General features: G+C 68.9%; 18 protein-coding genes. 4 read left to right on the top strand and 14 right to left on the bottom strand.

Annotated features, from left to right (window positions below):
- Positions 1–233 precede the first annotated feature (233 nt).
- Positions 234–1,670: an 8-oxoguanine deaminase gene (locus MJ785_RS12850; RefSeq protein WP_255727651.1), complete on the bottom strand. Its 1,437-nt coding sequence runs from the start codon at positions 1,668–1,670 to the stop codon at positions 234–236.
- A gap of 30 nt (positions 1,671–1,700) precedes the next feature.
- Between MJ785_RS12850 and MJ785_RS12845 the strand changes: the two genes are divergently transcribed.
- A complete protein-coding gene (locus MJ785_RS12845; protein ID WP_239381059.1) occupies positions 1,701–2,552 on the top strand; it encodes an RNA methyltransferase in 852 nt (283 codons plus the stop codon).
- A 47-nt stretch (positions 2,553–2,599) separates the two neighbouring features.
- On the opposite strand, the gene MJ785_RS12840 is transcribed toward MJ785_RS12845, so the two are convergent.
- The 3 genes from MJ785_RS12840 to MJ785_RS12830 all read right to left on the bottom strand — a co-directional run bounded on the left by MJ785_RS12840 (position 2,600) and on the right by MJ785_RS12830 (position 5,863).
- Positions 2,600–3,841, bottom strand: coding sequence for a spermidine/putrescine ABC transporter substrate-binding protein (locus MJ785_RS12840; protein ID WP_239308657.1), 1,242 nt, complete (start codon positions 3,839–3,841; stop codon positions 2,600–2,602).
- Positions 3,842–4,036: 195 nt separating this feature from the next.
- Complete coding sequence (speB, locus tag MJ785_RS12835; RefSeq protein WP_239308658.1) at positions 4,037–5,092, bottom strand: agmatinase; 1,056 nt, start codon at positions 5,090–5,092, stop codon at positions 4,037–4,039.
- 237 nt (positions 5,093–5,329) lie between these two features.
- Positions 5,330–5,863, bottom strand: a complete 534-nt coding sequence (locus MJ785_RS12830) for a hypothetical protein (RefSeq protein WP_239308659.1) — start codon at positions 5,861–5,863, stop codon at positions 5,330–5,332.
- A gap of 227 nt (positions 5,864–6,090) precedes the next feature.
- Between MJ785_RS12830 and MJ785_RS12825 the strand changes: the two genes are divergently transcribed.
- Positions 6,091–7,185 carry a hypothetical protein gene (locus tag MJ785_RS12825; protein ID WP_239381049.1) on the top strand — a complete coding sequence of 365 codons (1,095 nt, stop codon included), beginning with the start codon at positions 6,091–6,093 and terminating at the stop codon, positions 7,183–7,185.
- 218 nt (positions 7,186–7,403) lie between these two features.
- Complete coding sequence (locus tag MJ785_RS12820; RefSeq protein ID WP_239308686.1) at positions 7,404–8,744, top strand: ABC transporter substrate-binding protein; 1,341 nt, start codon at positions 7,404–7,406, stop codon at positions 8,742–8,744.
- Positions 8,745–8,908: 164 nt separating this feature from the next.
- Here the strand turns inward: MJ785_RS12820 and MJ785_RS12815 are convergent, their stop codons facing one another.
- From MJ785_RS12815 to MJ785_RS12770, 10 genes are all read right to left on the bottom strand, one after another.
- Positions 8,909–9,601, bottom strand: a complete 693-nt coding sequence (locus MJ785_RS12815) for an ABC transporter ATP-binding protein (protein WP_239308661.1) — start codon at positions 9,599–9,601, stop codon at positions 8,909–8,911.
- On the bottom strand, positions 9,598–10,362 hold the full coding sequence (locus MJ785_RS12810) for an ABC transporter ATP-binding protein (protein ID WP_239381047.1): 765 nt from the start codon (positions 10,360–10,362) through the stop codon (positions 9,598–9,600). Before MJ785_RS12810 ends, MJ785_RS12815 begins: the two co-directional genes overlap by 4 nt.
- Positions 10,359–12,503: an ABC transporter permease gene (locus tag MJ785_RS12805; RefSeq protein WP_239381045.1), complete on the bottom strand. Its 2,145-nt coding sequence runs from the start codon at positions 12,501–12,503 to the stop codon at positions 10,359–10,361. Before MJ785_RS12805 ends, MJ785_RS12810 begins: the two co-directional genes overlap by 4 nt.
- Before the next feature lie 43 nt (positions 12,504–12,546).
- The gene (locus MJ785_RS12800; RefSeq protein ID WP_239381043.1) at positions 12,547–13,092 is read right to left on the bottom strand and encodes a hypothetical protein; all 546 of its coding nucleotides are present in this window, start codon (positions 13,090–13,092) and stop codon (positions 12,547–12,549) included.
- 389 nt (positions 13,093–13,481) lie between these two features.
- On the bottom strand, positions 13,482–14,441 hold the full coding sequence (locus tag MJ785_RS12795; protein WP_239308665.1) for an NAD-dependent epimerase/dehydratase family protein: 960 nt from the start codon (positions 14,439–14,441) through the stop codon (positions 13,482–13,484).
- Positions 14,442–14,454: 13 nt separating this feature from the next.
- Positions 14,455–15,927, bottom strand: a complete 1,473-nt coding sequence (locus MJ785_RS12790; protein WP_239308666.1) for a helix-turn-helix domain-containing protein — start codon at positions 15,925–15,927, stop codon at positions 14,455–14,457.
- A gap of 179 nt (positions 15,928–16,106) precedes the next feature.
- The gene (locus tag MJ785_RS12785) at positions 16,107–16,301 is read right to left on the bottom strand and encodes a hypothetical protein (protein WP_239308667.1); all 195 of its coding nucleotides are present in this window, start codon (positions 16,299–16,301) and stop codon (positions 16,107–16,109) included.
- Between the two features lie 107 nt (positions 16,302–16,408).
- The gene (locus MJ785_RS12780) at positions 16,409–17,107 is read right to left on the bottom strand and encodes an NUDIX domain-containing protein (RefSeq protein WP_239308687.1); all 699 of its coding nucleotides are present in this window, start codon (positions 17,105–17,107) and stop codon (positions 16,409–16,411) included.
- Between the two features lie 94 nt (positions 17,108–17,201).
- Complete coding sequence (locus MJ785_RS12775) at positions 17,202–18,605, bottom strand: nicotinate phosphoribosyltransferase (RefSeq protein WP_239381041.1); 1,404 nt, start codon at positions 18,603–18,605, stop codon at positions 17,202–17,204.
- 146 nt (positions 18,606–18,751) lie between these two features.
- On the bottom strand, positions 18,752–21,205 hold the full coding sequence (locus tag MJ785_RS12770; protein WP_239308669.1) for a bifunctional diguanylate cyclase/phosphodiesterase: 2,454 nt from the start codon (positions 21,203–21,205) through the stop codon (positions 18,752–18,754).
- 976 nt (positions 21,206–22,181) lie between these two features.
- Here MJ785_RS12770 and clpS point away from each other — a divergent pair.
- Positions 22,182–22,446: ATP-dependent Clp protease adapter ClpS (gene clpS, locus MJ785_RS12765; protein ID WP_239381039.1), on the top strand; the 265-nt coding region annotated here is incomplete at its 3' end.

The raw sequence follows: 22,446 nt of genomic DNA, 5'->3' as shown, positions 1-22,446 counted from the left end.
GCAAATATTAGCCCGGTCGGCGCGGTCTCGCCCGTGCCGACCGGTGAGCCCCGCATCCAGGCGCGGCGGACCAGGTCGGCGTGGCGTCGCCAGGCCGCGTGCACCGCGGCCCGGTCCCCGACGGGCAGCAGGTTGGACGAGCCGTTGATGGTTCTGCGAATGGGACAAACGGCCCAATTTTCTGCAGGAAAACATGACCATAATTCATGTATTAAGGATCTATCCCTGTAGTACTACCCCAGCCCCTGGATACGTGCGGCAATCATGCGGTGGCGGCGCAGCATCTCGGCAAGGCCGGGATGCACAGGCATCCCGTCGGCCACCACCGTCCTCCCCGCGACGACGGTGTGCCGGGCGGCGACCGGCCCGCAGCGCAGCCACGCCTCCACCGGGTCGGTCAGCGCCCCGGCAAAGCTGATCCCGTCCAGTGGCCAGACCACCAGATCACCGACCGCGCCGACGGACAGCTCACCGATCTCACCGGTCCGTCCGAGGCAGCCCGCGCCGCCACGGGTGGCCATCTCGAGCGCATCCCGGGCGGACATGGACGCGGCCCCGCCGCGGACCCGTCCCAGCAGCATTGCCGTGCGGGCCTCCAGCCACAGCGACGCGGCGTCCGCCGAGGAGGAGCCGTCACAGCCGAGCCCGACCGGTACACCCGCGGCCCGCAGCCGCGTGACCGGTGCCAGCCCGCCGCCGAGGATCATGTTGCTGCTCGGGCAGTGCGCGACCCCGGTACCCCACGCGCCGAGCCGGGCGACCTCAGCCGGGTTCGGGCAGATGCAGTGGGCGACCCAGGCCCGGTCGCCTCCCCAGCCGACGTCTTCGAAGTGCTCGACCGGACGCCGGCCGTAGGTCGCCAGGCAGTAGGCGTCCTCGTCGGGGTCCTCGGCGAGATGGGTGTGCAGCCGCACGTCGAGACGTTCGGCGAGTTCGGCGGTGGCCCGCATCAGCTCGGGGCTCACCGAGAACGGTGAGCAGGGCGCCAGCGCGATGCGGACCATGGCGCCGTGGGAGGGATCGTGGTGGGCGGCGACAAGCGCCGCGGAGGCGCTGAGGATCTCATCGGGATCCTGGACGATCGAGTCCGGCGGTAGCCCACCGTCCTTTACTGACAGTGACATCGATCCCCGGGCTGGATGGAACCGCATGCCCAGCGCGCGGGCCGCGGCGATCTCGGCCGAGATCAGGTCACCGGCGCCGCGGGGGTGGACGTACAGGTGGTCGGTGGTGGTCGTGCACCCGCCGAGCGCCAGCTCGGTCAGGCCGACGTAGGCCGAGACGTGCACGGCCTCCTCGTCCAGGCGCGCCCACAGCGGGTAGAGCGTGCGCAGCCAGGTGAACAGCGCCGCGGACACCGACGGCGCAAAGGACCGGGTGAGGTTCTGGAAGATGTGATGGTGGGTGTTGACCAGGCCGGGGGTGACCAGGCAGCCGGCCGCGTCCAGGGTGCGGTGCGCCGCCGGGAGCGGGTCGCTCGCCGCGCCGACAGCGCTGACCAGCCCATCGGTCACCGCGACCCACCCGCCAGGCAGCTCGCGGCGCTGGTCGTCGACCGTCACCACCATGTCGGCGCCGCGCACAAGCAGGTCGACGGGCGCTTCGACGCGCCGGGGGGTCGACCGGGTGGCCGGCTGGTCGGCCGGCTGGGCGGCCAGGTGAGCGGTCATGGGGGCTGATTCTGCTACTACGGTGGAATCGTGACGGCGCGCTTCGAACGGACGGAGTGTGACAGCGGGTTGGGCATTGTGGAGATCGACGACCCGGCCGACGAACGGGTCCGTGACTATGTCGGGCTGACCGACGTGGCCCTGCGCCGGCGGCGGGAGCCGGCGGAGGGGCTGTTCATCGCGGAGGGCGAGATGGTCATCGACAGGGCCCGTCGTGCTGGTTACCGTCCGCGTTCGTTGCTGGTCGGGCCGTCGAAGCTCGCGCTGGTGCCGGACGATCTCGACCCGGGCATCCCGGTCTACCTCGCCGGGCCGGACGTGCTTGCCACGATCACCGGGTTCGAGGTGCACCGTGGGGCGCTGGCCTCCATGTGCCGTCGTCCGTTGATCCCGTTGGGGGACGTGCTGGACACGGCCGACCGGATACTGGTCTGCGAGGACATCGTCAGCCATACGAACCTCGGAGCGATCTTCCGGTCGGCGGCGGGGCTCGGGATGGACGCGGTTCTGCTCAGCCCGCGATGCGCTGATCCGCTGTACCGGCGGTCGGTGCGGGTGTCGATGGGCGAGGTGTTCGCGGTGCCGTACGCCCGCATCGATCCGTGGCCGGCGGCGCTGTCGCTGCTGATGGACCACGGGTTCGCGGTGGTCGCGCTCACGCCGTCCCCGGACGCGGTGGCGCTCGACGAGTTCAGCGCCCGGCCGTACGAGAAGCTGGCGCTGCTGCTCGGCTCGGAGGGCCCGGGCCTGACGCGGGCGGCGCTCGAGGCGGCCACCATCCAGGTGCGGATCCCGATGGCGAACGGGGTGGATTCGCTCAACGTCGCGGCGACCGCGGCGATCGCCTGTTACGCCCTCGGCCGCCCGATGACCGCTCGCTGAGCTCAAGGCCCACGCTGCCAGGCGCCGGTGTGCCAGGCGCCGGTGTGTCAGGTGTTGGTGCGGAACTCGTTCCAGACCGACCGCCAGCGTCGGTCCACGTCGGGGTCGAGCTCGAGAATGCGCAGGCCGGTGGCGAAGTAGGCCGGTTCCACGGCCGCGCTCGCCAGGCTCGGTGGCAGGAACCCCTGACTGATGAGTCCGGCGGAGGTGATGCGGTTCTGCGGTGGCTGGTACCCGATCGTCGCGTAGTTTCTCACCGCGACGTCGAAGTCGAGCATGTGGTTGAGGAACATGTGCGCGGCCACCGGGTTCCTGCCGTTCCGCAGGACCACCATCAGATCGTTGTCCGCCTGGTGGCGGCCGTCGCTCGGTGACCAGTAGCGCAGGATGTTCGGGTTCGCGTTCCTGGCCAGGTAGTTGCGGGCGTTCACCACATCACCGGACCAGGCCTGGACGATGGGGAAGTGCCCCCCGGGCAGGTCTCGGTAGTTGGTGATCGTCGCCTTGGGCCGGGTCTCGCGGACCATGTCGGCCAGCTGCGCCCGGACAAGGTCGAGATCGCTCTGCCGGGTCGTGTTCAGGTCGAGGCCGTTCCGCAGCAGGACCATGCCCATCACGGCTCGATAGTCGTTGATCACGGAGATCTTGTCGCGGTACCGGGCGTCCCAGAAGACGTCGAACGGGTTGTCCCGCGCGCTGATGTCCTCGCTGACGAGGTCCGAACGCCAGGCGATGCCGGTGCTGTAGACGGTGTACGGCACGGTGTAGCGCCACTGGAGATCATAGAATGGGTTGGTGAAGTCCGGCCATACCTGGCTGATGTTCGGGATGTAGCTGTGGTTCAGCGGCCGCAGCCGGCCGTTGCCGACCAGTTGGGCGAGCTGGTCATAACTCGGCAGGTAGATGTCGTGGTCGACGGTGCCGGCCGAGATGGCCTCCAGCGCCTGGCTGTTGTCGCTGAACGTCGTCACCTCGACGGTCACACCCACGGAGTCGCGGAACGACGCGAGTGCCCGTGGGTCGATGTAGTCGGGCCAGTTGAAGATTTTGAGGGGGCGGTCGCGTTCCGGCGGCAGGTTGCTCGCGATGGGTTGGTTGTCGGCTCTGATGGGCCACAGCATGGGGTTGTTCGGGCCGGGTTTCGGGTGCTGCTGTTCGGAGAATGTTTCGGTGTGCGCACCCGAGCAGGCCGCAACCAGCGCCGACAGGCCGGGCAGGCTGGCCGCGCCGATCGATCCGCGCAGGAGCGACCGCCGGCTCGCTGATCGTCGGGGCTGCCGTCCCTGCATGGGCGCCACCTCAGAGTGGGAAGTCCGCGGGAGAGTATCGGGGCGTGCTGTCCCTTATGTTCCCAACAGCGGTCCACCTGCCCAATAGAGGGTCCCCGTCCCCACGCTGGCGGGACGCGAGTCCCCCCGGTCCGCAGCGGACCGGGGACCGGGGGCCGGGGGACCGGGGCGGGTGGACAGGGGGGCTGGTGCGGGTCAGGAGATGCCGTGCGGGTCGCGTCCAGGTAGGCCGGGGACACCACCGGCGGCGCGGCGCCGCCGGTGGGCGAGGGCGGCGAACACCTCCATCGCGACCCGATGCGCGTTGTTGACGGTGTTCTCCGCATGGTCGTAGGGGGGCGAGACCTCCACGATGTCCACCGCCGCCAGCGGGGTGTCCAGCGCGGCCTGGCGGACGGCGCGCAGCAGGTCCGCGGGTGTCATCCCGCCTGGTTCGGGCGTACCGGTACCCGGCGCGAAGCCGGGGTCGAGCACGTCGATGTCCACGGACAGATAGAGCGCGCGGCAGCCGTCCACAGCCTGGGCGATCGCGTCGGTGACAACCGCGCGCGATCCGCGCTCCCAGATCTCCTGCATCAGGTGCCAGCGCATGCCCTGTTCGCGCATCCAGGCGAACACGTCCGGTGGTGGCCAGTAGCCGCGCAGCCCGACCTGGACGAAGTTGCGCCCCTGGACGGCTCCGGACTCGATCAGCCTGCGCATGGGTGTCCCGTGCGAGGCGAGGTTGCCATCGATGATGTTCGCGGTGTCGGCATGCGCGTCGAAGTGCAGCACGCCGAGCTCGCCCCAGCCGACGGCCTCGGCCACCCCGGACGCCGCTGGCCAGGTGATCGAGTGGTCGCCGCCGATGACGACCGGGATGATGCCGAGCCCGGCCACGCCGCCGACCTTCGCGCGGATGTTGCGATGGGACGCCTCGGTCTGCCCGCTCGGGCAGCGGGCGTCCCCGGCGTCCACGACGTCGAGCCAGTCGAAGATCTCAATACCGAGATCGAGATGATATGTGCCGGATTCGTAGGCGAGCGCGCGCAGGGCCCGCGGGCCGAAGCGGGCGCCCGGCCGATGAGTGGTCGCGATGTCGAACGGCGCTCCGATCACGGCGACGTCCGGACGGCGGGCCGCGAGGTCTGCCGGCGCGGGCAACCACGGTCGGTGACAGAAGGTCGCCAGCCCCTCATAACCGGGGGCGTCGTTCGCTGGCGGCTCGCGTGCCGCGGTCATGTCGTCGGGAGCCGGCTCGCCGTAGGCCATCGTGCCAGCATGGCGGGTATGGCGGTGGTGTGCAGACCGCGGGCGCGGCCTGCCGCCGGTGGCCGGTGGCCGGTGGCGGCCAGCGGGGTGGTGGTGAGGGCGTCGATCGGATCGTGCTGGAGCGGGCCGGGGCCGGATGAGAGCGCCCGGCAGTCACCGGAGGTGTTGGGCGTCGACCGGCGACAACGATGCGAGGTGCGTGCCCCAGCCCCGCGACATCGCGTCCCCTATCGCCGGTCACTCTTCGTCGTGGACCCGTACCGCTTCCTCCTCCGGTGCACTCGGCCGCGGGGGGTCCTCGCGGCTGCGGCAGCGTCCACCGACCGGGCCATGTGCGATGAGCTCTCCAGTGGTTACGTTCCGTACGCCTTCGTCGTCGGCGAGCAGAGGGGGTGAACTGCCCGCTGGTCCGTCAAGGTCCAGCGTGAGCTTTTCCGGCGGATCGAACGGAGCGTACACGTCGGACTCCAAGACGTCGCCCGACTCCAACCGGGCCGCCTCGGCATACGGATCCGGATCGGGCTGCTCCTGCGCGAGCAGCGAGTCCAGCGACTCACCCGTACGCTGTTCGGCGGCGGTCGTGCCGAAGCGTTCACCCGGACTGAAGCGGTCCGGCGGATCCCAGCCGTCGTCAAGCGGGTCATGCCCCCGGTCGGTTGATCCGAGGCCGTCGCTGTCGAGGCTCTCGGACTGCTCAAGCGGGCCGCCATAGGCGTTGATGTAGCCGGCGTCGACGCTGTTGATGTCGTCGTCCGGCATCAGTTGCGCCATCGTCGCCTCCTGGCTGGATCATTGGCTTGTTGCCGTGGGGTGTCATCGGCGGCTATTCCCCGAATGGGCCGCGGATAACGCCAAGGCGCACGGATCATCAAACCACCACCGGGCACGCCTGCACCGCTCGCGCGGAGCGCCGGACTCACCACGGACGGACGACAGGCGCTGAAGTCGACCCACCCCGCTTGCAAGCGGATTTTGGATGGCGTATAGCGTCCGGGTTTGTGACTACTGTCGCGGACCGCATTCTTGAGCGGCTGGCAAAGGCTCCGGCCGGCCTGGACGACGGACAGCTGGCGGAAGCGCTGGAGCTTCGTCGGCAGACCGTGAACCAGGTCTGTCGGCGGCTGTCGGACAATGGGCGCATCCACCGCGGGCCGGGCCCGAGCGGACGCATTGTGAACAGGTTGTTGCCGCAGCACGATGCCTACCCGAAACCCACGCGGGCACAGCCGGCCGTACCGGCACAAACCCCCGCACCGCGGTCGGGAGATTCACTCGGAGATTCACTCGGAGATTCGCTGGGAGACGAGTCCGTAGCGGCTGAGTCCGTCCCCACTCAGCGAGTGACTCCAGAACCCGCCGCGGCGCCATTTGCCGCCGGTACCGTGGCGAAATCCGGCCGGCGGGCGGTTCCCGCTCCACGGGACGGCTCTGATGAAACGGTGGCGGCGCGGCCCGAGCCGAAGTCACCCGCGAAGCAGCCCCGGGCGCCCCGCGGGAAGTCCGCCAGCGCATCGGCGGCTGGCTCTTCTCGGCAACCACCAGCGCGGTCCTCGGCCCAGCCAGCGGTACCGGGCGCCGATCAAGCGGACGCGCCCGACGCGCCCGACGTGTCAGCCCTGCCAGCCGCTGCCGCCGCTGACTCGGTCAAGGCGTCGCCCGTGCCGGTCGCTGAAGCGTCGCTCGCGCCGGTCACCGAAGCGTCGCCCGTGCCGGTCGCTGAAGCGTCGCTCGCGCCGGTCGCTGAAGCATCGCTCGCGTCCAGCGAGGTGACACCCGCGGTTGTCGAGGTGCCGTCCGTGGCCGCGGGCTCCACTGTCGAGCGTGATCAGCTGTCCTCCACGGTGACGCTGCTGTCCACCACCGCGTCCACCACCGCGTCCACGCCGGGCACCAACGGTGCCGGTCCCGCTGAGGCCGCTGCCGACTTCAGCCGCGATGATCCCGCAAACGGTGATTCCGGGAACAGCCCTGTCGGGGGCGGCCAGAATGAGGTGTTCACGGAGGACGGCCAGGTTCTCGTGTCGGCGCATCCCATCGCGTCGGTGTCACGCAGACGGTGGTGGCGGCGCTTTCGGACGCGCCACGGTGGTTGATCATAAAAACATGACCAGTACAGTCGGCTCGGCGGGAGTTGAACCGCGATGCTGATTGCCATCGTGATGATGGCCAGTGCCTGACCGGGCGCTACCGGACGTTCCTGGTGCCGTTCCTGCCCGCGTGCAATTTTTGATCTTGGAGGGGTGGCGCGCGGAATCCCGGGAAGCGCAATAACGTCTGAGGCAACCAGCGATCACGAGGGAGAGTAATGCCCATACGAGCGAAGTCGCTCGTCGTCACAGCCGCACTGTCCGTCCTTGTGCTTGCGGCCTGCGGAAGCAGGGTGAGTAACCAGGGCACGCCGCCCAGCGGCCCGTCCCAGGGGGGCGGCGCGAACACCGCGTCGGACACCGGTGTGACCGCGAACGACATCAAGGTCGGTGCCATTGTCGGTCTGACGAGCCCACTGGGGCCGACGACGTTCTCCGGTTCCCTGTACGGGGCCAAGGCGTACTTCGACGCGCTCAACGCGGCCGGTGGGGTGAACGGCCGCAAGGTGACGTTCGTCCAGTGCGATGACCATGGCAGCGGGCCGGACAACGCGGCGTGCGTCCGCAAGCTTGTCGACGATGAGAAGGTCTTCGCGTTGGCCGGGGTGGCGGCGTTCAACTATGACGGGGCGCCGTACCTCAACTCCAAAGGCGTACCGGACATCGCTGGCCAGCCGATCGGTAATGCCTACGACCAGTATCCGCACCTTTACTCTCTTTATGGCAGTTATTACCCGCGCGACGGCGGTCGGCCTGGCTATGGCGGCACGCTCTATGCGGGCACGGAGAACTACCGGTGGCTCAAGGAGAACCTGAACACCAAGACCGCGGGCGTCGTGTACTACAACGTCGCGCCTTCCCAGCGCTATGCGAAGTCGGTGGCTGACGGCCTGCGCCAGGAAGGGTACACGGTCATCGAAAAAGAGATCAACCTCGGGCTTCCGAACTTCGACGCCGCCGTGCTGGACATGAAGTCACGCGGGGTTGATGTGATCTTTGACGCGATGGAGGACACCGGTAACCTGTCCCTGTGCAAGTCCATGCAGGCGCAGGGGCTCACGGTCAAGGCGAAGGTGACCACAAGCCAGGGGTGGACCGACACCTTCGGCAAGACCTTTGCGGACGCGCCAGGCTGCCGGAGCGCCACCTACGCGATCAGCTCGACCCGTAACTACAACGACACGAGCTATCCGGCCGTGGCGAAGTTCCGCGAGGCGATGGCGAAGTACGAGCCCGCGCGCGAGGGCCAGCTGAACATGTGGACGTTTGAGGGCTATGTGTCCGCCGCCTGGCTCACCGATGCGATGAGGTCCTGCGGCGTCAATCTCACCCGCGGATGTGTCGAAAGCTTCATGAACCGACCGCAGGACTACACCGGTGACGGTTTGCTTGCCCCGCGCAATTTCACCAAGATTCCGGCTCCGCCGGCTACTGATCACAATTGCATTGAGGTCGCCAAGTGGGAGGACTCAGCGAACGGCGGAAAGGGCGCTTGGGCGACTCAGGGCAAAGGTTTGGATACTAATTGTTTCGACGTCCCGAACCTGCCCTACCCCGCTGAGTAGTTCGCGCGGCTGGGGGGCCAACGGCCGCGCGGTGATTGTTTTCGCGCGGCGGGGGAGGTCCGCGCCCTCGGGCTCGATCGGTGGGCAGCCATCGGGACCCGGTCTGACCCGTTACCGGACCACTACGGACCGCTACGAACCGGTCCGGAACGGGTCAGACCGGGTCAGACTGGGTCCGCGGACACGCTCGGTTTCAGCTCGGCGGGATCGCCGACGAACGAACACTCGCCGCGGTGCAGCACATAGACGACGTCGGCGAGGTTCAGAGCTTCTTCGGTGTACTGGTCGGCGAGGACGACCGTCGTCCCACCGACGGCCACCGTCGAGAGCCACGCGAACAGTTCGCTCGCCACCTTCGGCGACAGGCCGAGCGACAGCTCGTCGACGAGCAGCACCTTGGGCTGGGCCAGCAGGACACGGGCCAGCGCCAGCATGCGCCGTTCCCCGCCGGACAGCGTCCCGGCCCGCTGGCTCAGCCGGTTGGGCTCACCGAGGCGAGGGAAGGCCGCCAGCGCGGGTGAGATGTCCCGGCGGCCCATTGCCTCCACGATGACCCGAAGATTCTCCTCGACGGTGAGGCTGGCGAACACCGCCCGTTCATCCGGCACAAGCATGAGGCCCGCTCGGGCGCGGTCCAGCGCGGACATCTTGGTGATTTTCTTGCCGCGCCAGGTCAGCGATCCTGACCGAAGCGGTAACAGGCCGGCGAGCACCCGTAGCGTGCTGCTCTTACCGGCTCCGTTGACCCCGAGCAACGCGGTGACCTTGCCGGCCGGAACGGTCAGGTCGAGACCGTGCAGGACCTCGATGGTGCGGTAGCCGGCCCGTGCTCCCGTGAGTATCAGTTCGGCACTCATGCCAGCGGCCCCTGGGCAAGGTAGACGGACCGGACGGTCGGGTCGTCACGGACGGCAGCTGGCGCGCCCTCGGCTACGATGCTGCCGCCGACCATCGCGTACACCTGGTCGGTGACGGAGAAGACCAGCTCGACATCGTGGTCGACCAGCAGGACGCCGACCCCTTCGGCGGCGACCCGGCGCAACAGCGCGGACAGCCGCTCGGTTTCCTGCCCGTCGAGGCCGCTCGCCGGCTCGTCCAGCAGCAGGACATCGGGACGGGCGCACAACGCACGCGCCAGCTCGACCAGGCGCAGCGCGCCCGTGGACAGCGTTCCCGCGGTCACGTCGGCGATGCCCGTGAGACCGAGCGAGTCCAGCGTACGGGTTGCCATGCGCTGGGCTCTGGCGGCGCCGCGCGGCGTCAGCCCGAACAGCCCGCCCGCGTAGTCGCGGCGCCTGTTCTCAGCGCCGACCAGGAGGTTGTCCATGACGGTCATGCTGGAGAACAGCGACGGGACCTGGAAGGTCTGAACCAGGCCGCGGCGGGCGCGGGCATCCGGGGGCATCCGGGTGATGTTTCGGCCGCCGAGTGAGACCGTGCCTTTGTCGGGTTTTTCCACGCCGGTGAGCAGGCTGAACAGTGTTGACTTGCCGGCGCCGTTCGGCCCGATCAGCCCGGTGACTTTGCCTGGCGCAACGGTGATGTCGACCTTGTTGACCGCGATGAGCCCGCCGTAGCCGCGGACGAGCCCGCGGCCGCTGAGTTCAGCCCGGCTCACCGCGTCCTCCTCGCGCCGGTCACAGCTGCCAGGCGGGTGCCCTCCCGCACCCAGGCGACGAGGGCCTGCCCGAACGGGGACAACGCGGGTGCGTTCTGAGGTGCCGGGTACCGGTGTCCCGCGGGCGTCACGGCGGCGGTGGCCACCTTGCTGGACGGCACGACTGACAGCACACCTGACGGTGGAACTGACAGGATCGGCTGACGCCCGGTTGGGGTGAGCGGGGTTCCGGCGGCATAGGGAAGATCTTCGGCGAGGCGGCCGCTCAGGAACGTGATGACACCCCGGACGGCGGAGGCGAGCCCACCCGGCAGCCAGCCCAGGGTGAGCGCGAGGATGCCGACCGCGAGGGTGGATGAACCGGCCGGGGCCAGCGTGTCGATGGTGACGATGAAGCCAGCCGCGACGACGGCACCGGCGGCGCTGTCCGCGCCGAAGACGACGACCGCGGTGAACCACAGCAGGCTGTTGAGCGGGGAGAACGTTTCAGGATCGAAAGAGGATGAGCCGAGCATCAGCAGAGCGCCGCCGAGCCCGGCCACGACAGAGGAGACGGTGAAGGACAGCAACTTGAGGTTGCGGACGTCGACGCCGACCGCGGCCGCGCCCTCGGTGTGGTCACGCACTGCCAGCAGCGCCCTGCCCAGCCGTCCCTCATGCAGGTTGCGGACCACGAGCAGGCCGAGCCCGAGACAGAGCAGCTCCACGACGTAGAACCAGCGGTCGGATAACGTACGGTGGGCAACGGACAATGGCGTGACGTGCAGCCTGGCGACGAACGTCTGCTGCTGGAACACGAAGCGGGACACGACCGCTCCGACCGCGAACGTCGTGAGCGCCAGGGTGAGGCCCCGCCGCCGGATCGCGGGGTACCCGGTGAGCAGACCGACCGGGGCGACCAGCAGCGCGCCCAGCAGCAGGGCGGCCGGGCCGGGCAGGGCCGGCAGCCCGAACAGCGCGCCGGCGGCCAGCTTGGCGGACAGCAGCGCCCCGAGCCCGGCGTAGCCGGCGACGCCCAGGGAGACCTGGCCGCTGTAGCCGGTGACGATCACCAAGGACAGGAAGATCAGCGCAAGGGCCGGCACGGTGAAGGCGTTACGCAGGTCCGGGGGAGCGAAGGTGAGGGGAGCCAGGAGCAGCGCCGCGCCGCCCAGCTTCCCGAGCACGTCACGGCGCTGATCGGCAGGGCCGGGTGGGCCCGACGGCGGCGCGCCGCGGCTGGAGAAGCGGCCGGTGGAGCCGGCGTCCCCGCCGAGCTCACGCAAGCGGGGGACCACCAGCAGCAGAATGAGCAGCGCGGCCACGAACAGGTTGGACTGCACGGCGAGAAACAGCGCGGCGAATCTGCCGGTCACCTGGAACTGGCTCAGCTCGCTTTGCAGGATGCCGATGGCCAGCGCGGTTATGACCGCACCTGGCATGCTGGCCAGGCGGGCGGCGACGACCACCGCGAACGTTTCCAGGACCAGCAGCGTGAGCCCGTACGGAGTGAGCTGTAGCCGCGGAGCCAGCAGGATGCCGGTGAACCCGGCGAGGGTGGTGCCGACGGCCCATCCGGCGGCCGCGACCCGGTCGGCCGGAATCGCCGAAAGCTCGGCGAGCTGGCGGTCGTCCACCACGGCCCGGACCTGTCTGCCGAACCGGGTACGGGTCGTGATGACCCCGAGGACAACACACACGGTGACGACCAGGGCCAGCTCGGCGAGCGCGTCCACGCTAATCCGGTTGTTACCCGGCAGCCGGATCGCGCGGGCCGGGAACAGGCTTGGCGCGTCTGGGCGGGAACCCAGCCCCCAGATGCCGGCGGTCATCCCGACGGTGAGGACCAGCACGCCCAAACTCGCCACCAGGGATTCGGCCGCGGAGGCACGCCGGCGGGCGAGCGGGCGAAAGACGAAGCGCTCGAGCAACAGGCCGATCACCGGAGAGATCACCGCGAGCGAGAGCAGCGCCGACGCCCAGATGGGCAGCTCCCATTCCACGACCATTTCGCGAAAGACGTAGGCGACCAGCGCCGCGATACCACCTTGAGCGATGTTGAGGACACCGTTGGTCCGATAGGTGACAAGCAGGCCGATACCGGAAAGAGCGGCGATTGCCCCGATGGAAATTCCGGCAAATGCCAGGTTGATGCTTGTCACCGTCAATCCTCCCGCCGCGGCCGCGGGGGCTGGCCCGGCCGTCTCACGTGACGATCTTTGGTTCACAGATGGTGCAGGCCGTCAGGCCACGTGTCGCGATCTGGTCGGAATCCACCGGCTGCGCGGGTTTCCCGACAATCATTTCGCAGGTACGACGGTGGTAGGTCCGCCCCGCGGGCACCGCGAAGAGGCCTTCGTCGTCGTAGCTGGCCGGGGCTGTGCCGCTGGCGGGGGGCGCCGGAGCGCTGGTGGGCGGGACAAAGCCGGCGCTGGCCGCGGTGACGATAAGCCGGTGCAGCTCGTCCACCTGATGGTCTGTCCGGCGATCGTTCTTCGAGACGGCGTCGATCTGGTCGGCTACCAGCAGCGCGCACCCGAGCAGGACGAGCGCGAGCCCGCCGAGCCCACCGGAGGCGAAGTAGGGGAGCTGACGCCCGGGGTCGGTCTCCGCGGAGACACCCAGGTAGCAACCGAACAGAAGCACACCGCCCGCGACTGCCACAACCCAGCCGCGCACCGCGCGTACCACGTCGACGACCACCCGAGACGTCGGCCGAGGGCGCTGCCCGCCCGCAGGTTGTCTGTCCACCCTGTGTCTCCCCCAGAATGCGCCGCGGCTGCGACAGCAGCCGATTGTCCGACACGCGTCGGTTCCGGCGCAGCTGACCGGTCCCGATCAGCGTTAAGTCAGATTAGTGCCAGGCATCGATGCGTGCTGCGTTGACTTCGCCGAGGGTTTTTTGTGATGGATGGTTGGCTATGCGGTGACATCGACTATCCGCTGGATAGATGATCGTAAATCTTACGACGATTCCGTCGGCCGGCAGGGCGGATGGCGACGCCCGGCCGGCTGGGAATCGGTATTGCGGCATGATTCATGACGCATCCATACGCATCCATCCATATCGCCGATGTCGTCCACATCATAGCTGTTTCCGCCGCCTCGCCAGGGCCGGTGGGCGTAGCCGCCCTGGCCGATCACTGAACGGATGTGCGCGGGGCTGTGTGGTCCCATGCGTCGGCGACGATCCGGTCGATTGTCGAGCGGGTTGGGCGCCATGTCAGTTTCGCCCGGATGCGGCGACTGTCGGCAACCAGCATGGGCGGTTCGGCCGCGGGGGGCCGGCGCACCTGCCGTACGGTACGGCCGGTGACGCGTTCGACCGCCGCGAGTACCTCCGCGACGCTGACGCCAGCGCCTGTGCCGACGTTGAAGATTTCGCTGTGGCCAGGCGGCACGGCGTCCAGGGCCGCAAGATAGGCATCGGCCATGTCGGCGACGTGCACGTACTCGCGGATCACCGCGCCGTCCCCGTTGACGCCGAAGACATCGGACGTGCCCGCCGCCACCGCCAGCGCCGCTGGAATGATCCGGCTCCGGTCGTTGTCCGCGTGCCCGCCCGCGGCGCCCGCGATGTTGAAGGAGCGCAGCACCACCGCGCCGATCCGGCCGGTCGCGGCCTGGTGGGTGACGATCTGCTCGGCGGAAATTTTGGAGGCACCGTATGCGTTTGTCGGTGCCGGCGGCTGGGTCTCGGGGATGGGCTGGGTCTCGGGTGTGCCGTAGACCGCGCAGCTTGAGCCCAGGACGACGATCGGCGCGATGTCGCTGATCTGGGTGCCGCGCTCGAGCAGGCTCAGCAGGTTCACGGTGCCTGTCACGTTCACCGCGAAGTACCGCAGCGGGTCGCTCTGTGACTCGCGCACCCGGGTCAGGGCGGCGAGGTGACAGACCGCGTCGAACCCACGGTCGATGCCTGCCGCCGCGAGTGTGTGGATCTCCAGCAGGTCGGCTTTGACGATCTCTATGCCCGGGGTCAGCCGGGCCGGGGGCGGCTCGTTGCGAACGAGGGCGGTGACCTGATGGCCAGCCGCGGCGAGGGTGTCCGCGACGACTCCGCCCACAAAACCGGCCGCACCGGTCACGAGAACACGCATGGCTCTGGCGCGCTCAGAGGGTGGCCCGCATACGCAGCCCCGGAAGCAGCGTTCCGCGGTGGCGCCATGCGAGATCCAGACAGGCCGCGGCCGAGGGAGCGAGTGGTTCCTGCTCGATCAGCCGGCGGACGGTCGCCGCCGTGAACGGAATGCCGTCGCAGGCCCGCTGGTTCGGTCCCGTCGTGACCACGGATCCTTCGGCGTTCATCGCTACCATCCCGCTGAACAACGTGTCGAACACATCAGCGTCTATGACCACGACAGTCAGGATCTCGCCGAAGAGCGTCAGCGCGTCGAGGCCCACGCCGAAACACCACACGCGGACACGTCCGGACCGGCGGGCCTGTTCCAGCGAGCGGAAGGGCTCGCTGCCGTCATAGTCGATCAACGAGGAGCTGCTGCCGTCGTGCTCGGCGTTACCGAGAAGCTCTTCGCTCAGCTCACGCATGATGTTGCGCCATAGGTTGAAGTCCGTCCGGTGGTGGGAAGCGGAGATTCCTGACGGCTGGAACACCCCGGCCGGCAGGATATGGTAAACACCGCCGGCGGTGGCGACCGAACCGGCACTGCGCCGGTGCAGTACGAAGCTGGCTCGGGTTTTGTCGTAACGGATGGTCAGCGTGTTGATGGAGGGTAACGCGACCCGCCGTTCCAGATCGAACGGGTCCCCGATCCGGCGCCGGAAGGGCAGCGCCGGCCAGGACAGGCCGCCGTCGATCATTGCCGCGGCGGCCTCATGCGCCACCGACTCACACACATCAAGGGCATCAAAGTAGGTGGTGTGCCCGAAGGACAGCTTCGGGTGGCCGTTACTCCCGGCGCGGACGGCCTCCAGGAGCCGGAAGCTCAGGCGGTTCTCGAAAAGAGTGGGCCGGTCGAGGTCACGCATGGCTCGGGCGTAGGTCCCGAAGGCGGACCCGTCGCCAGTGAGCGGGCGGACGTGTTCGGTATCGGTACCCGTGCCCGAGATGGTGGGCGGGTGTGTCGCATCCGACCATTCCAGCCCGACGTCGGCGATGTCGATGGGCGCGTCCCACATCCAGCCGGGCCCGGTCAGCAGGCCGTTACCGAGCCGGTAGGCCTCGGGATAGAGTTGGGCGGCGGCACGGGCCAGGCGGATCCGGTGGTGGTTGAGGTGGTCGCGTGTCAGCCGCCAGGTGCGCTGGCTCGCCGCGACCCGCTCGGCGAGGGGGTCCACGGTTGTGCTGCTGTCCCTGCGGAGGTCGGCGAGGGAGCCCGCGGCCAGCCCCACGTCCTCGGGCGACAGGGAGAGCCTGCGGGCGATGTGGCGGAGTGTGGAGATGTCGTGGATGGCGCGCCGGCCGCTTTCGACCTTCGAGACATAGGACTGGTCGAAGCCGAGCCGTTCGGCAAGCTGCTGCTGGGTGAGTCCGTAGGTCTGCCGGTATGAACGGAGGAGCAGCCCCACGCCGACGGGACGCGATGCCTGGTGCGGGGGCATCCACAGCCATGGTTGACCAGTCACCCGCGATCCTTTCGTCCTGTTTTGGGCTTGCTGGGAGTTAAGTATAACTAGTTAGATGACTGTCGGCGCATAGCTACAAAACGGTTGCTTTCGGTACAGGAAAGGCGTGCCTGTGCGTAAGAATAATGGCACGTTCCGCTTACGAACGTTCGAGTCATGTCGCGACGGGGGGAACCCGCTCAGCGGTTCACGGCGCCGTCGGCGAGATCGAAAAGAATGACCACTATGATCAATAGGAAGATCCAGCGCAGGAGGCCCAACCGGCTCCAGAGCTCGCCGGCGAGGCTCCGCCCAGCCCGGCCGGCGAAGAACAGCAGCGCGCACAGTGCTCCGCCGACGAGCACGAGGAATATTCCGGCGTTGCTGGGATCCACGCTGACAACGATCTCATGTGAGTTGTCACCGGACGAGGCGCCCGGTGCTGTGCGCCCGGCGTTGTGAAGCTGGTGCTGTGAAGCTGGTGCTGTTGCCGGTCTCCTGGTCACACGGTCCGGCGCAGCAGCGGGGGATGCAGGGCGGTGGCCGAGCCCCGCCGGTACAGCTCGGCGGGGCGTCCCCCGCCACGTGGCGCGGCTCGGGCGCCCACCGGTACCACGAAGCCTGTTGTTGACAGGACCTTGCGGCGGAAGTTGGGGGGATCCAGCGGGGCTCCCCAGGCCGCCTCATAGACGCGACGCAGGTCAGCCAGGGTGAACGGTTCCTCGCAGAAGGCCGCCGCGAGCGGGGTGTACTCCAGTTTGCTGCGGGCCCGCTCCATGCCGTCAGCGACGATCGCCGGATGGTCGAAGGCGAGGGTCGGGCCGTCCGCTGAGCCCAGATCCTCCACCGGCCACCAGCGGGCTCGCGGCCCGTCGCGATCGGCTCCCGGCGGAGGGGGCAGGTTCGGCAGCAACGCGAGGTAGGCCACACTGACGACCCGGGCCCGGGGATCGCGGTCCGGGCGTCCGTAGGTCCGTAGCTGCTCAAGATGGCCCGAAGCGGCGACTCCGGTTTCCTCGGTGAGCTGGCGGCGGGCTGAGGCGTCAAGGTCCTCGTCCACCCGGACGAGGCCACCGGGCAACGCCCAGTCGTCCTGGAACGGCGGAGACGCGCGCTGCGTGACCAGCACACAGAGCTGACCGGCCCGCAGGGTGAGCAGGACGACGTCCACACTCACCGCGATCGCTGGCCCGGGGAACACCTCCGCCGCGCCGCGCGCGGGTGGCTGTGCTCCCGCCGGCCGCCCGGTTGCCGCCTCAGCTCCCGCTTGCCCGGTCAGGTCGGACGCGCGGTCATCACCGTCGCCCAACGGGCGTCCCGACGGTGATGACCGGCAGGCACGGTCCGCCGAAGGCGATGGAGCGGGCGTCCGCCGGCAGGCTCGCCACGGTCGCCTCGTGGTGCGCGCGCGCCGCCAGCAGCCCGTTCGCGTTGGTCCGTGCCGTGTCCAGGACCGTTCCGCCGCGCACCAGCGGTAGGAGCAGTCCCCGGTCCAGGTCGGTTTCGCGCGGGCCGCTCCCAGGTGCGCCGAGCCTGGCCGATCCGTCGCTGTTGGGGCCGGCGGACCCGGTGGTGTCGATTGTGATCACATCCGCCACCGCGACCCCGTTCCGGTCGTGGCGGCGGCTTACCCGCTTGCGCCATCCCTTGGTGCTCTTACCAGCTGACATCTTGGCGACGCCGGTCCCGTCCACCTCGACGATTTTGTAGACGAACCCGGCGGTGGGCGCTCCCGAACCGGTGACGAGCTTCGTACCGATGCCGTAACCGTCGACCGGCGCGTGCGAAAGCCTGGAGATGACGTGTTCGTCCAGATCGCCGGTCGCGATGATGCGGGTGCTCTGCGCGCCGAGCGAGTCCAGCTGCGCTCGGGCGGCCCAGGCCGCGGGGCCGAGATCGCCGCTGTCCAGGCGGATCGCGCCGAGCCCCGGGCCGGCTGTGTCCACCGCGGTCGCGATCGCTGACGGCACGTCGTAGGTGTCGACAAGCAGCGTCGTGTCAATGCCGAGCGAGGCGATCTGGGCGGCGAACGCCACCTGCTCGGACGGGTGGACGAGGGTGAACGCGTGCGCGGCCGTCCCGCTGCTCGGGATGTCCCACCGCCGGGCCGCTTCCAGGTTCGAGGTGGCGGTGAACCCGACCAGGTAGGCGGCCCTGGCCGCGGCAACGGCGGCCTGCTCATGGGCACGGCGTGAACCCATGTCGATGCAGGGCCGTCCCGCCGCCGCGGCGACCATCCGCGCACCCGCGCCGGCGATCGCGCTGTCGTGGTTGAGCACGGACAGCACCAGCGTCTCCAGCAGGACGCATTCAGCGAAGGTTCCTTCTACGACCAGCACCGGGGTGTTCGGCATGAACGGCTCGCCCTCGGCGAGGCCGTGGATGTCCCCGCCGAACCGGTACGCGGCCAGATAGTCGGTGGTGGCTGCGTCCACGATCCCGGCGCGGCGTAGGAAGGTGAGCTCATCGGGGCCGAAGCGGAACGTCTCAAGGGCCTCCAGGAGACGTCCGGTGCCGGCGACCACACCGAACCGGCGGCCGGCTGGCAGCGCCCGGGTGAACACCTCGAAGACCACCCGGCGCGATGCCGCTCCAGACCATAACGCGGCCTGCAGCATCGTCAACTCGTAGTGGTCGGTCAGCAGAGCCGTCGATGTCTGCCCGGTGGGGCGCATGGACGGCGGTGTGGACGTGGCCATTCCGACCAGAGTAGGGACCTTGGCCGATAGGCGCTCGTGGTCCGGGGGCGGGCCAGCCCGCTCCGCTGTTCCCGGGGCCGTGAGAGGTGCGGTGAGAGGCGCCGTGAGAGAGGCCGGGAGAGAGGCCGGGAGAGGCCGGGGAAGGGCTACGATCGCGCGTCCTTCGGTTGGTAGGAGCGGGCGCGGCGCTGCTGGCGTGATCGCTGGTAGGCGGTGGGGAACGGCAGCACATCGGCCGAGTGGGGGGTGGTCAGCCGGCCGGCGTCCCGCAGCAGCGCCGTGATTTCCTCGGCTGGGCAGGGCGGCCTGATGAACCGCCCCTGAGCAAGATCACAGCCGAGAACGGTCAGGGCGTTCATCGTGTCGAGATCTTCGACACCCTCGGCGACAACCAGCAGCCCGAGGTCGTGGGCCAGATTGATGGTCGCGCGCACGATCGCGGCGTTGTCAGGGTTGTCGGTGAGGTTGCCGGTGAACGACTGGTCGATTTTCACCTCGTGCGGATCGAACTGCCTCAGCACGTTGAGGGCGCTGTAGCCGGTGCCGAAGTCGTCCACGGCGAGGCGCACACCGAGATCGCGGAGCGCGGCAAAGGAGTGGGCGGTTGTCGCCGAATCCATGACGACCGCTCTCTCGGTGACTTCCAGCGTGAGCGCTGAGGCCGGCACGCTGTTGGCGAGCAGAAGCTGCGCGATCTCGGTGGCGAGATCCGCTTCCAGCAGGTTACGCGCGAACAGGTTTACCGAAAGACGGATGGTGGCGCTGCCCGCGCGCCACCGTCCGCATGCGGACAACGCCTCCCCCAGCACAGCGCGGGTGAAGTCGCCGATGAGCCCGGACTGCTCCACCGCGCCGATGAAGGTCGCGGGAGTGAGCAGGCCGCGGGTCCGGTGCCGCCAGCGCGCGAGGGCCTCGACCGCGACGATACGGCCGCTGCCGAGGTCGATCTGTGGCTGGTAGTGCAGGGATATGTCGCCTTCGGCGAGCGCGCCGTGCAGGTCCGCCACCAGCTCCATGTGCGCCAGCGTGGAGGAGTCCTCGTCGGCCCGGTACCGGCGGTAGCCGCTGTGCGCTCGCTTCGCCTGGTACATCGCGACATCCGCGCGGCGCAGGAGCTCGTCGACGGTCCGGCCGTCCTCGGGAAAGCAGGCGACGCCGACGGACGCCTCCACCGAGAGCAGCATTCCCTCGAAGCTGACCGGACGGGCCAGCGCCTTGGCGATGGTGGCCGCGACGGTGTCGGCGGCTTCGGCGTCGCGGATGCCGGCCAGCAGCACGGCGAACTCGTCGCCGCCCACCCGCGTCACCAGATCGCCCGCGCGGACGGCGCGCTGGAGCCGGTCGGCGATACCGCGCAGCAGACGGTCACCGGCATCGTGCCCGAGGGTGTCGTTGACCTCTCTGAACCGATCGAGGTCGACCAGCAGTAGAGCGAACCGGGGGCCGGCCGCGGTGGTGCCCGCGATCGCTTCGGCGGTGCGCCGTTGCAGCATCCGCCGGTTGCCGAGCCCGGTGAGCGCGTCATGGCAGGCCTGCTCGTGGGCTTCGGCGTACGTACTGGCGTTGGCGACAGCCAGCGCGACGAGGTTCGCGAACGCGGCGAGGACGGCCTGTTCGTGCTCCTGCCAGATCGTCGGCTCGCCAAAGCGCAGCCTCAGCACGCCGACCTGCCCGGTGGGTCCGGACAGCGCGATCGTCACGTCATCCACCCGCCGGTGCCGGTCGGCCCGTTGCGGTGGTGGCGCTACCGCGGTCGAGTCGACCGTCAGCTCGACACCGTCCGGTTGGAAGATCTCGTAGGCGATCCGGCTGGCCGCGGTCTCGATGGTCCCTCCGTCGAGTACGGCGAGATCCTTGGCCGCGGCGTTGAGCTGGCGCCAGCGGTCCCGCTGCCGAGACGAGTTCACGTGCATCCGATAGACCATGACCAGGCTGGCCAGTACCGGTGGGAGGACGACCAGGGTGACCGGGCTCGTGTACGCGAGCGCGACGCTCCCACAGCCGACCACGATCCCACCGGCGGCGATCACCGTGCTGATGCCCGTGGTCTCGCGAAGCGTCCGGCGCAGGGGCATGCCCTGAGCCGTGGAGATCACCAGCGAGACCGACAGGCTGGTCCACAGGCAGAAGGCCAGGCCGGCCGCGGCGGCGAGCACGACGGTCGTCGCGCCGAGATGTCCGGCATGCCCGCCCTGGAGCCACAGGACGCCCGCGGCCACCGCCACCCCGATCGTGGCGCTGGCTCCGTTGAACAGCACCTTCACCGGCGGCCTGCCGAGGACGGCGTGCACGGCCGGGACGATGGCCGCGGTGATCACAATCAGGTCCTGGGCGGGCAGCAGGGCCAGCCCGATCACGACAGCGGCCTCACTGAGATCATGGTCGCCGGTGTGATGCCCGTAGCGGACGTGCAGCAGCGGTACCGGGCCGATCATGAGGCAGCCGACCCCGAGGGCCATTCGCCACCACGCAACGGGTTCAGGCACGGTCAGCAGGTGCGCCAGCGAGATTGCGGTGACACCGGCCGCGGCGCCGGTGACTAGGATGAGGATCAGATGATACTGGGACGGCAGAAACCGTGAGCGTGCGCCGACGGCCATGTGGGCTCCCGTCCTGCCTGTCGGGCTGTGACCGGGCCGCCGGGGCCCTGCGCCACCGCGCGGTGCCGTTTCCGGTATTTTCCGGGTTTCACACTGTGGACATCCTTCACTACTCCCCGATTGTGTACCACCCCTCGGGCCCAGGTGGGCTGACGCCGCTGTCGTTGGCATCGATATGCCCGGATGCGCCCGGGCCCGGGGTGGACGTGGCCTGTGGTGGCTCTCAGCCCCAGCTGACTCCTGCGTTCACGGCAGCTTCTCCTTTCTGGTGCGGCGTGATAAACGGAATTGCCGAAATATGCGCGGATTTATCCAGAAGAAAAGTTGTGCGAGGCTCGCGGCATTTCATGCCGAGGCCTGGTCGCCGGGTGGAGATGGGTCGCGCCTCGTCGTTTTCGGCGAGTGCGGAAGCGCATGGGGCGGGGTCGGGCCAGGTTCTTTGGAGCGCCCGGCAACAGGGCACAGATCAAGGAGCGGGATTGAGGTGCGTGCATCATGCGGCGGTAGGGGGCGCCACCCTGGTGGGTGGCGACTGACGAGCTGGGGTACCCGTGTATTGCGCGGCGATGGATGGGAAGCGATGGCGCGAGGCGCGTGCCCTGGCCCCGCGATGTCGCGTCCCCTGTTGCTGGTCGCTGTTAATCAGGTTTTTCTTTTCTGTGGCTGCCGTGGCGAGCTGTGACCAAGGATGCAGGCAAATCGGGACCCAATACAACTAAACATACTATTTTGGTTAACTATTGCCACGGTATGGGTGTATTTGCTGCCCGAGCGGTACGCTCCCAGCAAGGCTTCCCCGCCGTGATCGCAGGATGGGCGACAGCTCGCGTGTTTTTCTCGGTGCGTGGCGCGATCGATCGCGAGTGCGGGTTTGCCGGCCATGAGAGCTCTCGTGGGGCATCCACCGTGACCCGCGGAACGGCGGGTGGCACAGGTCGGGCGGAAGACGGATCGTCGGCGCGTCACAATAGGGGTCGTGCCACTTGCTACCGTCGCACCCGAGGACATCTCAGAGGTTGACGAGACCGCCGAGGACGATCGGCCCTGGGTCACGATCGTCTGGAATGATCCGGTCAACCTGATGTCGTATGTGACTTACGTCTTCCAGAAGCTGTTCGGTTTCAGTCGGGACAAGGCCAAGGCCCTGATGCTCGACGTGCACCACAAGGGACGGGCCACCGTGTCGTCCGGTACCCGGGAGGAGATGGAACGCGACGCCACCCGCCTGCATGCTTATGGCC

The sequence above is a fragment of the Protofrankia sp. CiT1 genome (genome assembly GCF_917627335.1).
In the GTDB taxonomy this organism is placed as follows: Bacteria; Actinomycetota; Actinomycetes; order Frankiales; family Frankiaceae; genus Protofrankia.
Note: the sequence above shows the minus strand (reverse complement) of the source record. Positions and strands in the feature narration are given on the sequence as shown.